We start from the raw sequence: 15,621 nt of genomic DNA, 5'->3' as shown, positions 1-15,621 counted from the left end.
CCAGAGCGAAGCGGGGGAAAACCTGACATGTCGAACAACCTGATGGCGGGCAAGCGCGGGCTGATCATGGGCCTCGCGAATGACAAATCAATCGCCTGGGGAATTGCGAAGGCGCTTGCGGATGCGGGCGCGGAACTGGCCTTCTCGTATCAGGGCGAGGCCCTGAAGAAACGCGTGGGGCCGCTGGCCGGCGAACTCGGCTCGGATATCCTGATCGAGTGCGATGTGGCCGATAGCGGCTCGATCGACACGCTGTTCGACACGCTCAAGGAGAAATGGGGCAAGCTCGACTTCGTCGTTCATGCGATCGGCTTCTCCGACAAGAGCGAGTTGCGCGGCCGCTATGTCGACACCTCCCGCGACAATTTCGCGATGACGATGGACATCTCGGTCTACTCCTTCACCGCCGTGTGCAAGCGCGCCGCCGACATGATGACCGAGGGCGGCTCGCTCCTGACGCTCACCTATTACGGCGCCGAGCAGGTCATGCCGCATTACAACGTGATGGGCGTCGCCAAGGCCGCGCTGGAAGCTTCGGTGAAATATATCGCCGAGGATCTGGGCAAGGACGGCATCCGCTGCAACGCAATCTCGGCCGGCCCGATCAAGACGCTCGCGGCCTCCGGCATCGGCGACTTCCGCTACATCATGAAGTGGAACGAGCTGAACTCGCCCCTGCGCCGCAATGTGACCCAGGAAGAGGTCGGCAAGGCCGCGCTCTACCTGCTCTCGGATCTCGGCTCCGGCACCACCGGCGAGACGCTCCATGTCGATGCGGGCTATCATGTCGTCGGCATGAAGGCGGTGGACGCGCCCGATATCGACGTGGTCACCGGCCGCAAGGACTGAGCAAAGCGATGAGCCTCGCGGCCTTCACGGCGATCTATTTCGTGCATCTGGCGGCCGCGATGTCGCCGGGGCCCGCCGTGTTGCTCGCGGCCCGCACCAGCCTGCGCGAGGGCTTCTCGCGCGGGATCTGGCTCGCGGTGGGGATCGGGCTCGGCGCGGTGATCTGGGCTGCGGCGGCGCTCTTCGGCCTCGCGCTCGTCTTCAAGATCGCCCCGGCGCTCCTGACCACGCTCAAATTCGCGGGCGCGGCGTATCTGCTCTGGCTGGCCTTCAAGATGTGGCGCCATGCGGGCGAGCCGATGGATCAGGACATCGCCGAGCTGCCCCGCGCCCGCTCGATCCCGCGCCTCGTCTGGCTCGGTGTCTCGACCCAGCTCGCCAATCCGAAACCCGCCGTGTTCTTCGGCACGATCTTCCTGACCTTCATCCCGCCCTCGGCGCCCGGCTGGGCCTATGCCGCGATCCTCGCCATCGTGATGTTCAACGATGCCGGCTGGAACGTGATCGTGGCGCGGATCTTCTCGCTCGAGAAGACGCGCAGGGCCTATCTCAACCTGAAATCCGTGATCGAGCGCGTCTTCGGCGGCCTCCTCGCCCTGCTCGGTCTCAAACTCGCATTGACCTGAGGAAATCGTCATGTCCGACCGTTTGCCCCACGAAAAAGGCTTCCATGTCAGCTGGGACCAGCTCCACCGCGACGCGCGCGCCCTCGCCTGGCGGCTCGACGGCAAGGGGCCCGATGACGGCAACTGGCGCGCGGTGGTGGGCATCACCCGCGGCGGGCTGGTTCCCGCGGCGATCGTCGCGCGCGAGCTCGATATCCGCACCGTCGACACGATCTCGATCAAGAGCTACAGCCATCAGGACCAGCGCGCCGCGCAGGTCCTCAAGCCGACCCAGGCTGATCTGATGGAAAATGGCGGCGAGGGCGTGCTGATCGTCGACGATCTCGTCGATACCGGCAATACCCTCAAGCTCGTGCGCGACCTCTTCCCCAAGGCGCAATTCGCCACCGTCTATGCCAAGCCGATGGGCGCGCCGCTGGTCGATACCTTCGTGACCGAGGTCAGCCAGGACACCTGGATCTTCTTCCCCTGGGACATGGCGCTGCAATACGTGCAGCCCTATCGCGGCACGGACTGATCCCTTGCGGCTGGGCGCTCCCGGAACCGCGCTCGGGCGGTTCCTGCACTGGCTCTTCGAGGCGAGCCTGATCCTCAAGGGCCTGTTCGCGCTGGCCGAGACGCTCTCGGGGCTCGCGCTCTGGGGCTTGCCGGGGAATGCCGTCTTCAATATCGCGCAATGGATCACCCGGCGCGAGCTCAGCGAGGATCCAAAGGACGCGATCGCCTCGGCGCTCCTGAACGCGGCACAGCATTTCTCGATTCAGACGCAGAGCTTCTACGGCTTCTACTTCACCAGCCACGGCGCGCTGAAGCTGATCGTGGTGATCCTGCTGATGCGCGGCATCCTGTGGGCCTATCCGGGGGCGATCGCGCTCCTGTTCGGTTTCGTCGCCTATCAGCTCTATGTCTGGAGCCTGCATCACGACATCTCGATGCTGCTGCTGACGCTGCTCGATCTCGTGGTGATCGCGCTCACCTGGCGCGAATGGACGGTACGGCACGGGCGCGCCTGGTGGCATCGGTGACGATCACCCCTTCACCTGGATCGAAATACCCCCGCCGGAGGCTCCTGCCCCTTGCCAAGGCCGCCCCGCTCTGCTGATCTCGCCCGGCCAGCAACGAGGACACCGATGCCCCATCCGCTCAATCCCGCCTTCGCCCGTACCTTCGCCCCCCCGGTGATGGAGGCGCGGCGCTGGCTCGAGGGCGTCGTCTTCCCCTCCGACCGCCCGCTGATCAATGTCAGCCAGGCCGCGCCCGTCGATCCCCCGCCCGAGGCGCTACGCCAGGCGATCGCGGAGGCCGCACTGAACGATCCGCAGGCGCATCTCTACGGCCCGGTCCTGGGCATGCCGGAGCTGCGCGCAGAACTCGCCCGTCAATGGTCTCTCGCCTATGGCGGCACGATCGGGGCGGCGCAGGTCGCGATCACCCAGGGCTGCAATCAGGCCTTCTGCGCCGCGCTCGCGACGCTGGCGGGCCCCGGCGACGAGGTGATCCTGCCGACGCCGTGGTATTTCAATCACAAGATGTGGCTCGACATGGCGGGCGTGACCACGGTGCCGCTCGCCCCCGGCGCGGGGCTCCTGCCCGACCCCGAGGAGGCGGCGGCGAAGATCACCGGGCGCACCCGCGCGATCGTGCTCGTCTCGCCCAACAATCCGGGCGGGGCGGAATACCCGGCCGAGCTGATCCGCGCCTTCGCCGAACTTGCGCGGCATCACCGGATCGCGCTGATCGTGGACGAGACCTATCGCGATTTCGACAGCCGGACGGGCGCGCCCCACGATCTCTTCGCCGATCCCGACTGGGCCAGGTACTTCATCCATCTCTACAGCTTCTCGAAAGCCTATCGCCTGACCGGCCACCGCGTCGGCGCGATCGTCGCGGGCGAGGACCGTCTCGCCGAGATCGAGAAATTCCTCGACACGGTGGCGATCTGCCCCGGCCAACTGGGCCAGATCGCGGCGCTCTGGGGGATGCTGCACCTCTCGCAATGGGTGGCGGGCGAGCGTGCGGAGATCCTCGCGCGGCGGGCCGCGATGGAACAGGCGGTGGGGACGCTCGAGGGCTGGGACCTGCTCGGCTGCGGCGCCTATTTCGCCTATGTCACCCATCCCGATCCGCGCCCCGCCCCCGAATTCGCCCGCGCGCTGGTGCGCGAGGCGGGGGTGTTGATGCTGCCGGGCACGATGTTCATGCCGACCGATGCCGAAGCGGGCGCGCGGCAGATGCGGATCGCCTTCGCCAATGTCGATACCGCCGGGATCGCGGCGCTGCGCGACCGGCTCGCGGCTTACGCGCACCCATAGCCTTGCAGCCTATCGGGCAAAGCCCTAAACAGCCGCGAAGACCTGACCGCTCCGAGGAGGACCCCCTATGAAGCTGCGCAGCCACGGCAAGAGTGTCGTCGTCTGGATCTTGCTGGCCATGCTGATCCTCGGACTTGGCGGTTTCGGGCTGCGCTCGTTCTCCGGGCAGATCAAGTCGGTCGGATCGGTGGGCGACACCAAGATCTCGGTCGACGAATATGCGCGCGCCCTGCGTCAGGAGATGCAGACCCGCAGCCAGCAGATCGGCCAGCCGGTCACGATGGCGCAGATGCGCGCGAGCGGCCTCGACCAGCAGGTGCTGGGCCGCCTGATCGGCCAGGCCGCGCTTTCCGAAGCTGCGAGCAGGCTTGGCGTGTCGGTGGGCGACGAGCAGCTGCAAAAGCAGATCTTCGACATCCAGGCCTTCCAGAACGCCTCCGGCAAGTTCGACCGCGAGACCTACAAGTTCGCGCTGCGTCAGCAGGGCTATTCCGAGACCCAGTTCGAGGCCCAGCTTCGCGGCGATCTCGCCCGCTCGATCCTGCAAGGTGCGATCGCGGGTGGCGTGAAGGCGCCGCAGGAGGTGATCGACGCCTATACGAAATATGTAGGCGAGCATCGCGCCTTCACCTGGGCCGAGATTACCGAGGGCGACCTGACGACCCCGGTCGCGAAGCCGACCGACGAGGAGCTTCAGGCCTATTACAACGACCATATCGACCAGTTCACCGCGCCCGAGACGCGCGAGATCACCTATGCGTGGCTGACGCCCGAGATGCTCAAGGACAAGGTCAAGATCGACGACGCGACGCTCAAGGCCGAGTACCAGCGCCGCATCGACGAGTTCCAGCAACCCGAAAAGCGGCTGGTGGAACGGCTCGTCTACCCGTCGATGGACGAGGCGCAAGCCGCCAAGGACAAACTGGATGCGGGCAAGGCGAGCTTCGCCGATCTCGCCAAGGAGCGTGGCCTCTCGCTCGATGATGCGGATCTTGGCGACGTGAGCAAGGCGCAGCTCGGCAAGGCGGGCGATGCGGTCTTCGCGCTCAAGGAGCCGGGTGTGGTCGGACCGATCGACACCGATCTGGGCCCTGCGCTGTTCAAGATGAACGCGATCATCGACGCGCAGACGACCACATTCGAGCAGGCGCGCGAGGAACTCGCGGGCGAGGCGGAAACCGACATGGCGCGCCGCGAGATCAGCAGCGAGACCGAGAAGCTGCAGGATATGCTGGCGGGCGGGGCGACGCTCGAGGACATGGCCAAGGAAACCGACATGGAAATCGGCCAGATCCCCTATACCGCCGACAGTTCCGACGGGATCGCGGGCTACGAGGAGTTCCGCAAGGCCGCCGATGCCGCGCAGGTCGGCGACTATCCCGAACTCGACAACCTCTCGGATGGCGGTGTCTTCGCGCTGCGTCTCGACAAGGTCGTGCCGCCGACCCCCAAGCCCTTCGACAAGGTCAAGGACGAGGTCGCGACGGCCTGGCATCAGGACCAGCTCGTGAAGGCCGAGGAAGCCCGGGCGGGTGAAGTCGTCAGGGCGCTCGAGGGCGGCAAGTCGCTCGGCGAGACCGGTCTGCTGACCACGACGGTGCCCAGCATCGCGCGGGGCGGGTTCAACGACGAGGTGCCCCCGCAGGTCGTCTCCAAGGTCTTCGCCACCGAGCCGGGCAAGCCCGCGCAGGTGACCGCGAAGGGCAAGGTCTACGTGCTGGTGACCGACAAGGTGATCCCCGCCGACATGAACGACAGCGACACCAAGCTGATCTCCGGACAGGTCGGCAGCCAGCTCTCGCAGGCGCTCGCCAACGATCTGCTCACCTTCTACGCCAACGCCATCGAGAGCGAGGCCGGTCTGTCGCTCGACAATCAGGCGGTGACGGCGGTGCAGTCGCAGATGCAGTAAGGAGGCCCCAGGTGGTCGCGCTCTCTCCCTCCTTCGAGGAATTCGAGGCCCGCTGGGCCAAGGGTGAAAACCAGCTCGTCTATGCGCGTCTGGCCGCCGATCTGGACACGCCCGTCTCGCTGATGCTGAAGCTCGCCGAGGCCCAGCCCAACTCCTTCATGCTGGAATCGGTGACCGGCGGCGAGGTGCGCGGACGGTACTCGATCATCGGGATGAAACCCGACGTGATCTGGGAATGCCGGGGCGAGAACGCGCGGATCAACCGGCAGGCCCGTTTCGACGAAGCCTGGGAGGATCTGCCCGGCCATCCGTTCGAATCCCTGCGCGCGCTCATCGCCGAGAGCCGTATCGAGATGCCCGAAGGGCTGCCCGCCGCCGCGGCCGGTCTCTTCGGCTATCTCGGTTATGACACGATCCGGCTCGTGGAGAAGCTGCCCAACGTGAACCCCGACCCGATCGGCGTGCCCGACGCGGTTCTGCTGCGGCCCTCGGTGGTGGCGGTGCTCGACGGGGTGAAGGGCGACGTGATCCTCTGTGCGCCCGCCTTCCAGTCCTCCGGTCTGTCGGCGCGCGCCGCCTATGCGCAGGCCGCCGAGCGGGTGTCTGACGCGCTGCGCGATCTCGACCGCACGCCGGTCGAGAGCCGCGATCTGGGCGAGAGCCTGCAGGTCGGCGAGATGCGCTCGAACTTCACCAAGGAGGGCTACAAGGCCGCCGTGGAGAAGGCCAAGGATTACATCCGCGCGGGCGATATCTTCCAGGTGGTCCCGGCCCAACGCTGGTCGGCCGATTTCCCGCTGCCGCCCTTCGCGCTCTATCGCAGCCTGCGGCGCACCAACCCCTCGCCCTTCATGTTCTTCCTGAACTTCGGCGGGTTCCAGATCGTCGGGGCTTCCCCTGAAATCCTCGTGCGCGTGCGCGAGGGAGAGGTGACGATCCGCCCGATCGCGGGCACCCGTCCGCGCGGGGCGACGCCCGCCGAGGACAAGGCGCTCGAAGAGGATCTGCTCTCGGACAAGAAGGAACTGGCCGAACACCTGATGCTCCTGGATCTGGGGCGCAACGATGTGGGGCGCGTCTCGAAGATCGGCACCGTGCATCCGACCGAGAAATTCATCATCGAGCGCTACAGCCACGTCATGCATATCGTCTCCAACGTGGTGGGCGAGCTGGCGGACGATCAGGACGCCCTCTCGGCACTTCTGGCGGGTCTGCCCGCGGGCACCGTCTCGGGCGCTCCGAAGGTGCGGGCGATGGAGATCATCGACGAGCTGGAGCCCGAGAAGCGCGGCATCTATGGCGGCGGCGTGGGCTATTTCGCGGCCAATGGCGAGATGGACATGTGCATCGCGCTGCGCACTGCGGTCGTGAAGGACAAGACCCTCTACATTCAGGCGGGCGGCGGCGTGGTCTATGACAGCGATCCGGAAGCCGAATGGATGGAGACGGTCAACAAGTCCAAGGCGCTGCGCCGCGCAGCCGAGGATGCAGGCCTGTTCGTCTCCACCCGCGGGAACGGCTGAGGGGCCTGCGCCCGGCGGCGTCCGTGCGTTACTGCCCGGCGGCGGGCACGCTCGACAGAACCAGCGACGAGACCGGGACGAGCGCGAACCGGCTCTGCTCGGCGACATACCAGTCGTCGATCCCGGAAATCGTCTCGGGCCAGGCCGAAAGCATCACCGCCACCTGCCCTTCGCGGTCGGCTTCGAAGCCCGCGCGCGAGAGCATCCGCGAAATCGCAGGCGCCTTCTCGCGCCCCGCATCGAGTACCCGCCAGATCTGGGTATGAGGAAGACCCGAGGACGCCGCGATCTGGTTGGCGCTGTCGAAGCCCACTTTCTGCGTCACAAGCCCGAGCCCGTCGCGTGCCAGCGCACTGACCATCTGCCGCGCGAGCGGCCGGTTGTTCTGGAACTCGGGCTTGCGCCGCTCGACCACCGCGACCGCCTCGGGCAGCGTGTGGCGCCACGCTTCGAGCGCGACCTCGACATCGGCCGGGGTCGCATTTTCAGGCAGGTCGGCCGCGAGGATCGCGATTTCGTAACCGGCCTCGCGGAAGGCTTGCCCGTCCTCGGCCGCACCGGGCCGCGTCGGGTCGATCGCGATCGTCATCGGCAGGCCGAGCGAGGTGATCGTGTCGGGGTCGAGAGCGCCCGCCGCGATACCCGGATCGATCAGCACGATCGAGACGCGGGCCTTGGTTGGGTCGGGGACGACAGGCGCGGCGAACCGCTCGAGCGGGGTCATCGCGCGCGTGTCGGGGGCTGACGGCGGCGCGACGTCCGCAGGTGTCGCGCCCGGTGCCGCATCGGTCGGCGGCGCGGCCCCGACCTGCGGGAGCCGGTCGACGATGACGCCGGGGGCGGATTTGAACCCGCCGATCGACTTGCCCGGAAGGCTCGGCGCAGGATCGAGGGTGAGAACCCGCGGTTTCTGAGGTGTCAGGTCAGGCGTCGCGTCCGGGGCCATGTCCGGCTCACTGGCGGGCGGCGCCATCTCGGGCGCAGGCGCTGCAAAATCCGGCGTCAGGGGCGCGGCTTCGGGTAACGCGGGCATCGCCGCGGATCGGTCCGGAGAAGCCGCATCCGGTTGGGTCTCGGGCACTCTGTGCGCTTTCATGCCAGCCCCGCTGAGCGTGACCGGACCGGAGGCCCCCTCCCCGGTTTGCAACGCGGCCTCCCTTCCGATCCCCGCATCGACAAGCGGGCCTGCCTCGGGCGAGACGGGCAATGTCGGGGCCCCGGCAGGGGGCTGCGGCGCTTCGGGTATGCTTGGCGCCTTCGAAGGGGCCGCCGCCGGGCCGAGTGCGGGCACGTTCACATCACCGGGCGGCGGCACCGGGATGGGTTGTTCGGGCGTGACCGGCGCCTCGAGCGCGGCCACCTCGCCTTCGGGGTTGGGCTGCGGTTCGGGCGTCTCGGGCGCCGCTTCGGGGCGCGCTGCGGGTTGGGTATCGGCGATCTGCGGCGGGGGCGCGAGGCTCGGCTGGCTCAGCGGCGCGCTCGGCGGCGCGGTGGGGGCGGTGAGCGGCGCGCCCGCAGGTGCCGGCATCCGCGGCGCGCGATCAGTCGCGGCACGGGTGAAATCCGAGCCCGCCGGGACCATGACCGTGTCGGATTGCGGCTTGGGGGCGTAGGCGACGAGCCCTTCCTCGAACTGCTCCCCCGGCTCCTTCGGGCGCGGCAGCACGAGCGAAAGGCCCGCGATCGTCAGCACCGCGACCACGATGCCCGCCAAACCGCCTCTGATCACAGAACCGAACATTTGCCTGCCTCCACGCCTTCAAGGCCGTCCTCGCACGGCCCGCCGGGGGCATCTGCCCTTGACCCCGGCACATCGCTAATTGCATCTATAGCCCGACCCGATCCCCGGTTCACCCCCAATATGCGGCCCCTTGCAGGCCGATGACGGCGGGCATAGCTCGGGGGCACATGAAGAAAGGCCCGGCCATGCTGCTGCTCATCGACAATTATGACAGCTTCACCTACAACCTCGTGCATTATTTCGGCGAGCTGGGCGCGGATGTGAAAGTCTGGCGCAACGACGCGCTCAACGTGCAGGAAGCGATGGGCATGGGCGCCGAGGCGATCGTGCTCTCGCCCGGGCCCTGCGACCCCGATCAGGCCGGGATCTGCCTGCCGCTGGTGATGGCCGCGGCCGAGGCGAAACTGCCGCTTTTCGGCGTGTGTCTGGGGCATCAGACGATCGGTCAGGCCTTCGGCGGCCGCGTCGTGCGCGCCTCCGAGATCGTGCATGGCAAGATGGGCGAGATCCATCACGAGGGCAAAGGCGTGTTCAAGGGCCTGCCCTCGCCGCTTCAGGCGACCCGCTATCACTCGCTGGTGGTCGAGCGCGAGAGCCTGCCCGACTGCCTCGAGGTGACCGCCGAACTCAAGGACGGCACGATCATGGGGCTGCGCCACCGCGAGCTGCCGATCGAGGGCGTGCAGTTCCACCCCGAATCCATCGCCTCCGAACACGGCCACGCGATGCTCCGGAATTTCCTCACAGAGGCAGGCGTGAGCCTGAAGGTGCCCGCATGAGCCAACCGATGAGCGAGGCGATGAAGCCGCTGATCTTCGCGGCAAGCGAGGGCCCGCTGAGCCGCGCGCAGGCCGAGACCGCCTTCGAGATCCTGTTCAACGGCGAGGCGAGCCCCGCGCAGATCGGCGGATTGCTGATGGCGCTGCGGGCGCGCGGCGAGTCGGTCTCCGAATATGCCGCCGCCGCCGCCGCGATGCGCGCGAAATGCGTCCCCGTGAAGGCGCCCGAGGGCGCGATCGACATCGTCGGCACCGGCGGCGACGGGATGCACACGCTCAACATCTCGACCGCCACAGCCTTCGTCGTGGCCGGCGCGGGCGTGCCGGTCGCCAAGCACGGCAACCGGGCTGCCTCGTCGCGCTCGGGCACGGCGGATGTGCAGACGGAACTGGGCATCGACGTGATGGCCGGCCCCGAGGCCACCGAACGCGGGCTTGCCGAGGCGGGGATCGGCTTCATGATGGCGCAGATCCATCACCCGGCGATGCGCCATGTGATGCCGGTGCGGCTCGAGCTGGGCTGCAAGACGATCTTCAACATCCTCGGGCCGCTGACCAATCCCGCGGGCGTGACGCGGCAGCTGACCGGGGCCTTCGCGCCCGACCTGATCTTCCCGATGGCCGAGACATTGCAGATGCTCGGCGCGGAGAAGGCCTGGCTCGTGCATGGCTCGGACGGGACCGACGAGATCACCATCACCGGCACGACCGAAGTGGCCGCGCTGGAGAACGGCCGGATCGAGTCGATCCAGGTCCATCCCGAAGATGCGGGCCTGCCGGTGCATCCGTTCAAGAACATCATCGGCGGCACGCCGGCCGAGAACGCGGCGGCGCTGCGCGCATTGCTCGAAGGCGAGAGCTCGGCCTATCGCGACGCGGTTCTGCTGAATGCGGCGGCTGCACTGGTCGTGGCCGACAAGGTCGCCGATCTGAAGGCTGGGGCCGAGATGGCCGCCGAGAGCATCGATTCCGGGAAGGCCAGGGCCGCCCTTGAAACGCTGGCCCGGATCACGCAGGAGGTGGGCGCATGAGCACCATCCTCGACAAGATCAAGGCCTACAAGCTCGACGAGATCGCCGCGGCCAAATCGGCGCGCCCGTTGAGCGAGGTCGAGGCACAAGCGAAGCTGCAACCGCCCACCCGCGGTTTCGCCAAGGCGCTGAGCGCCAAGGCCGAAAGCGGTTACGGGCTGATCGCCGAGATCAAGAAGGCGTCGCCCTCCAAGGGCCTGATCCGTCCCGATTTCGATCCGCCCGCGCTGGCGAAGGCCTATGAACAGGGCGGCGCCGCCTGCCTGTCGGTGCTGACCGATACGCCCTCCTTCCAGGGCGCGCCCGAATTCCTGACCGCGGCGCGCGCCGCCTGTTCGCTGCCCGCTCTGCGCAAGGATTTCCTCTATGACACCTATCAGGTGGCCGAGGCGAGGGCCTGGGGCGCGGATTGCATCCTGATCATCATGGCCTCGGTCGACGACGGGCTCGCGGCCGAGCTGGAAGACGCGGCGTTCGGATGGGGCATGGACGTTCTGGTCGAAGTGCATGACATGGCCGAGACCGAGCGCGCGCTCGCGGCGCTGAAATCGCCGCTTCTGGGGGTGAACAACCGCAATCTCAAGACCTTCGAGGTCTCGCTCGACGTCACCCGCCAGCTCGCGCCGACGATCCTTGCCGCGGGCCGCGATCTGGTCTGCGAAAGCGGCATCTGCACCCGCGTCGACATGGCCGCGATGGCCGAGGTCGGCGCGCGCCGCTTCCTGATCGGCGAGAGCCTGATGCGCCAGGACGACGTGGCCGGCGCCACCGCGAAACTTCTGGAGGTCGCATGAGCCTTTCGCATTTCGACGAACAGGGCCGGGCCCATATGGTCGATGTCTCCGACAAGGAGGTGACCGACCGCATCGCCGTGGCCGAGGGCCGGGTCGAGATGACGCACGAGACGCTCGACCACGTGCTCAAGGGCACGGCGAAGAAGGGCGACGTGCTGGGCATCGCTCGGATCGCGGGCATCATGGCCGCGAAGAAGACCGCCGATCTGATCCCGCTCTGCCACCCGCTGCCGATCACCAAGGTCGCGCTGGAACTGACCCCCGACGAGGCGCTTCCGGGCGTGCGGATCGAGGCGACGGTGAAGACCTCGGGCCAGACCGGGGTCGAGATGGAGGCGCTGACCGCGGTCTCGGCGGCTGCGCTGACTGTCTATGACATGCTCAAGGCGGTCGAAAAGTCGATGCGCATCGAAGGCATCCGCGTGGTGCTGAAAGATGGCGGTAAATCCGGACGTTACGAGGCTTGATCCATGATTTCTGTCGAAGAGGCCCTTGAGAAGGTTCTGGCGCTGGTCGAACCGCTCGGCACCGAGCGTGTCGCGCTGCGTTCGGCCCTCGGCCGGGTGATGGCGGAGCCCGCGGTTGCGCGGCTGACCCAGCCGCCCTTCTCGGCCTCGGCGATGGACGGCTACTGGATCGCGGCCGAGGATCACAAGCCCGGAGCCACCCTGCGCGTCGAGGGCGAGGCGGCGGCCGGGCGTGCCTATTCGGGCCCCCTCGCCCCCGGTCAGGCGGTACGGATCTTCACCGGCGCGCCGGTGCCCGCGCCGGGCGGCGTGGTGGTGCTGCAGGAACATGTGACCCGCGAGGGCGACACGATCACCCTTGGCGAGACGCTCGAGACGCATGACAATATCCGCCCGCAGGGGCAGGATTTCGCAAAGGGCGAGACCTTCTGCCCGACCCGGGCGCTCACCGCGCGCGATCTCGGGCTGCTCGCCGCGATGAATGTGGCCGCGGTGACGGTGCGCCGCCGCCCAGTCGTCGCGATCATCGCGACCGGCGACGAGTTGGTGATGCCGGGCGAAGAGCCGGGCCCCGACCAGATCATCTGCTCCAACAGCTTCATCGTCGCCGCGATCGCCGAGAGCGCGGGCGCCGAGACGCGCATGCTGCCGATCGCGCGCGACGACCGCGACAGTCTGCGCACCGTCTTCGACCTCGCGAAGGGCGCGGATCTGGTGGTGACCTCGGGCGGGGCTTCGGTGGGCGCGCATGATCTCGTGGGCGAGGTGGCGCAGGAACTCGGTCTCGAACGCAGCTTCTGGAAGATCGCGATGCGCCCGGGCAAACCGCTGATGGCGGGCCGGATGGGCGGGGCCGCGATGCTCGGCCTGCCCGGCAACCCGGTCTCGGCCACGGTCTGCGCAGAGCTCTTCCTGCGCCCGATGCTCGCACGCCTGCAGGACCTGCCCGCGCAGACCCGCACCCGGGAGGCAGAACTCGCCTGCGATACCGGCCCGACCGGCCCGCGCACCCACTACATGCGCGCCCGTCTCGAACCGGGCACGCCGATGCCCCGCGTCACGCCCTGCGACAACCAGGATTCGGCGATGCTGAGCGTGCTGAGCGACGCGGCCTGCCTCTTGATCCGTCCCAAGGATGACGGCCCGCGCCGCGCCGGCGAGATCGTCGAGATCCTGCCTCTGCGCTGAGATCCGTCCCGGATGCGTTGACAGCGACGTGGAACAGGGCTAGAACATTCGCTGAACAGACTGCCCGCGACCGCGATCGGAGAGATGCGAATGCTTACGCGCAAGCAATTGGAATTGCTGGAATTCATCCAGAAGCGGATGGCGAAGGACGGGGTTCCGCCCTCGTTCGACGAAATGAAGGATGCGCTCGACCTGCGGTCGAAATCGGGCATTCATCGGCTGATCACCGCGCTCGAGGAGCGCGGGTTCATTCGTCGCCTCGCCCATCGGGCCCGCGCGATCGAGATCGTGAAACTGCCCGAGGCGCTGGAGAAGAAGCTCGGCAAACCGGCGGAGACGAGCGGCTTCGCCCCGCAGGTGATCGCGGGTGACAAGGTGGCCCCGCCGCCTGCCGCGATGCCGGTCGAGGTGGTGCACGCGCTCGAACTGCCGGTGATGGGCCGGATCGCGGCCGGTGTGCCGATCGAGGCGATCTCGGAAGTGTCGCATCACGTCGCCGTTCCGGGCTCAATGCTGTCGGGCCGGGGCGAGCATTACGCGCTCGAGGTCAAGGGCGACTCGATGATCGAGGCCGGGATCAACGATGGCGATATCGTGGTGATCCGCGAACAGGGCACGGCCGATAATGGCGATATCGTCGTCGCGCTGGTCGAGGGCCATGAAGCAACGCTCAAGCGTTTCTACCGCCGCAGCGGGATGATCGCGCTGGAAGCCGCGAACCCCGCCTACGAGACACGGCTTCTGCGCGATGACGAGGTGAAGGTGCAGGGAAGGCTCGTCGGGCTGATCCGCAGCTACTGATCCGAGGGGATACGAGAAAGCGGGGCGTCCGGTCGGGCGCCCTTTTTCATGGCGATGCTCGAGCGGCGCGGGCGCGTCTGCCTCCGGCGGGGATATTTTCCGGCATTTGGAAGTCAGGGCTTCGTCCAGAGACGGCGGCCCTTGGTTTGCACGGTCGTCGTGACCTGCCCCTGCGCGTCAAAGGCGACGGCACCGGCCTTGCGCAATCGGCGCTGATCCCAGACCTCGCAGGGCCCGTCCATCGCGGGCGCGCGCGCGGCAAGGATCACGATGCCGCCGCGAATGCAGGTCTCGAGCAGGCGGTCCGTGGCCCCTTTCCCGCTCAGATGGGTGAGTGGCGCGTCCCGGAATATCCCCGCGCGCGCGTTGCCGGGACCGGAAAAGCCCGCTCGGGCCGCGGCTTGCGCGAGGGGGGCGGCGTCGCCATCGGCTTCGAGCCATCGACCGGCGATGAAGCCGGCCCCCTCCTTCGAGAGGACCCGGCCGCTCGGGGTCAGCAGCCCCACTTGCTGGGCTTCGGGGGCGATGAGAAGCGCCGGGCGCGCGCGGGCGGCGTCGACCCAGAGAAACCCGGCCGCCCCGATCATCATCGCCCCGAGGCTCCGCCCTGCCCCGCGCGCCAGAACCATGCCCAGGGCGCCGAGCGCAAGCAGCGGCAGCACGAGCGGGCCGGGCTGCGCGATTCCGGGAACCGCGCCCTCGAGCGCCGCGATCCGTTCGGCCACGGCGAGGATCCAGCCGGTACCGATCCCCATCGCCCAGAGCGCGGGGCCGGCGAGCCCGAGCGGTGCGAGGAGCGCCGCGACCACCCCCATCGGCATCACCACCAGCCCCATGGCGGGCACCGCGAGCAGATTGGCCACGAGCCCGTATTCCGAGATCCGATGGAAATGCGCGGCAACGATGGGCGCGGTGGCGAGCCCGGCTATCAGAGAGGTCGCGACAAGCATCAGCACGGGGCGGAGAAGCGGGGACAGGCGGCGAGAGAGCCGCGTCCAGGGCCCGAGCGCCACGATCAGCGCGGTAGTCGCGGCGAAGGACATCTGGAAGCCCGGCTCGGTCAGGCTCTCGGGCTGCCAGATCAGCAGCAGGCTCGCGGCGAGGGCCACCGTGCGCAAGCTCAACGCGCGGCGATCGACGAGAACCGCCGCGAGCATCACCGAAACCATGATCCAGGCGCGTTGGGTCGAGACGGCCGGCCCTGCGAGCCAGAGATAGGCGGTGGCGGCGAGAAGCGCGCAGAGCGCCGCGATCTTCTTCGCGGGCCAGATCAGCGCGGGCCGACCGGCGGCAGCAAGCGCGGAGCGCACCAGCGCGAAGACGAACCCCGTTAGGAGCCCCATATGCAGCCCCGAGATCGCGATCAGATGCGCGAGGTTCGAACTCCGCATCGCCTCGCGCGTGGCTTCGGTCAGCCCCGAGCGGTCGCCGGTGAGCAGCGCCGCCGCGATCGCGCCGGGCTGGCCCGCGATCCGGGACTGGATGGCGCGGGAGAGCCGCATGCGGGCGCGGTGGGCGTTGAGCGTCCAGTCCGAGCGATCTGGCGCGGCCTGCTGCGCGACGGGGCGGCGGACATAGCCCACCGCCCCGAGCCGGTC

Annotated in this window: 15 protein-coding genes; 13 read left to right on the top strand and 2 right to left on the bottom strand. The window is 68.1% G+C overall.

Annotation, left to right across the window (positions count from 1 at the left end; translation table 11 throughout):
* The first annotated feature begins 27 nt into the window (after positions 1 to 27).
* The 7 genes from fabI to trpE all read left to right on the top strand — a co-directional run bounded on the left by fabI (position 28) and on the right by trpE (position 7,222).
* Positions 28 to 849, top strand: coding sequence for an enoyl-ACP reductase FabI (fabI, locus tag DW2_RS17035; RefSeq protein ID WP_038148402.1), 822 nt, complete (start codon positions 28 to 30; stop codon positions 847 to 849).
* 8 nt (positions 850 to 857) lie between these two features.
* Positions 858 to 1,475 (top strand): LysE family translocator, encoded by a 618-nt coding sequence (locus DW2_RS17030; RefSeq protein WP_038148401.1) that lies wholly within the window; start codon positions 858 to 860, stop codon positions 1,473 to 1,475.
* 10 nt (positions 1,476 to 1,485) lie between these two features.
* Complete coding sequence (gpt, locus tag DW2_RS17025) at positions 1,486 to 1,992, top strand: xanthine phosphoribosyltransferase (RefSeq protein WP_038148400.1); 507 nt, start codon at positions 1,486 to 1,488, stop codon at positions 1,990 to 1,992.
* Between the two features lie 4 nt (positions 1,993 to 1,996).
* Positions 1,997 to 2,500, top strand: coding sequence for a DUF2127 domain-containing protein (locus tag DW2_RS17020; RefSeq protein ID WP_051856357.1), 504 nt, complete (start codon positions 1,997 to 1,999; stop codon positions 2,498 to 2,500).
* Positions 2,501 to 2,605: 105 nt separating this feature from the next.
* Positions 2,606 to 3,787 (top strand): aminotransferase, encoded by a 1,182-nt coding sequence (locus tag DW2_RS17015; RefSeq protein WP_038148399.1) that lies wholly within the window; start codon positions 2,606 to 2,608, stop codon positions 3,785 to 3,787.
* A gap of 67 nt (positions 3,788 to 3,854) precedes the next feature.
* The gene (locus DW2_RS17010; protein ID WP_038148398.1) at positions 3,855 to 5,699 is read left to right on the top strand and encodes a SurA N-terminal domain-containing protein; all 1,845 of its coding nucleotides are present in this window, start codon (positions 3,855 to 3,857) and stop codon (positions 5,697 to 5,699) included.
* 11 nt (positions 5,700 to 5,710) lie between these two features.
* Positions 5,711 to 7,222 (top strand): anthranilate synthase component I, encoded by a 1,512-nt coding sequence (gene trpE / locus DW2_RS17005; RefSeq protein ID WP_038148397.1) that lies wholly within the window; start codon positions 5,711 to 5,713, stop codon positions 7,220 to 7,222.
* Positions 7,223 to 7,250: 28 nt separating this feature from the next.
* Here the strand turns inward: trpE and DW2_RS17000 are convergent, their stop codons facing one another.
* On the bottom strand, positions 7,251 to 8,963 hold the full coding sequence (locus tag DW2_RS17000) for a divergent polysaccharide deacetylase family protein (RefSeq protein WP_038148396.1): 1,713 nt from the start codon (positions 8,961 to 8,963) through the stop codon (positions 7,251 to 7,253).
* 185 nt (positions 8,964 to 9,148) lie between these two features.
* Here DW2_RS17000 and DW2_RS16995 point away from each other — a divergent pair, with 185 nt between their 5' ends.
* The 6 genes from DW2_RS16995 to lexA all read left to right on the top strand — a co-directional run bounded on the left by DW2_RS16995 (position 9,149) and on the right by lexA (position 14,023).
* A complete protein-coding gene (locus DW2_RS16995) occupies positions 9,149 to 9,742 on the top strand; it encodes an anthranilate synthase component II (protein WP_038148395.1) in 594 nt (197 codons plus the stop codon).
* 8 nt (positions 9,743 to 9,750) lie between these two features.
* Positions 9,751 to 10,773, top strand: coding sequence for an anthranilate phosphoribosyltransferase (gene trpD, locus DW2_RS16990; protein ID WP_038148394.1), 1,023 nt, complete (start codon positions 9,751 to 9,753; stop codon positions 10,771 to 10,773).
* On the top strand, positions 10,770 to 11,567 hold the full coding sequence (gene trpC / locus DW2_RS16985; RefSeq protein ID WP_038148392.1) for an indole-3-glycerol phosphate synthase TrpC: 798 nt from the start codon (positions 10,770 to 10,772) through the stop codon (positions 11,565 to 11,567). The genes trpD and trpC overlap by 4 nt, the downstream gene beginning before the upstream one ends.
* Positions 11,564 to 12,034, top strand: a complete 471-nt coding sequence (moaC, locus tag DW2_RS16980) for a cyclic pyranopterin monophosphate synthase MoaC (protein ID WP_038148391.1) — start codon at positions 11,564 to 11,566, stop codon at positions 12,032 to 12,034. Before trpC ends, moaC begins: the two co-directional genes overlap by 4 nt.
* A gap of 3 nt (positions 12,035 to 12,037) precedes the next feature.
* Positions 12,038 to 13,222, top strand: coding sequence for a molybdopterin molybdotransferase MoeA (locus DW2_RS16975; RefSeq protein WP_038148390.1), 1,185 nt, complete (start codon positions 12,038 to 12,040; stop codon positions 13,220 to 13,222).
* A gap of 90 nt (positions 13,223 to 13,312) precedes the next feature.
* Positions 13,313 to 14,023, top strand: coding sequence for a transcriptional repressor LexA (lexA, locus tag DW2_RS16970; protein WP_038148389.1), 711 nt, complete (start codon positions 13,313 to 13,315; stop codon positions 14,021 to 14,023).
* 113 nt (positions 14,024 to 14,136) lie between these two features.
* Here lexA and DW2_RS16965 read toward each other — a convergent pair.
* A partial coding sequence (locus DW2_RS16965) for a ComEC/Rec2 family competence protein (RefSeq protein WP_038148388.1) occupies positions 14,137 to 15,621 on the bottom strand: 1,485 nt, incomplete at its 5' end.

The organism is Thioclava atlantica, assembly GCF_000737065.1.
Taxonomy (GTDB): domain Bacteria; phylum Pseudomonadota; class Alphaproteobacteria; order Rhodobacterales; family Rhodobacteraceae; genus Thioclava; species Thioclava atlantica.
This window is presented reverse-complemented; position numbering and strand designations above follow the sequence as displayed.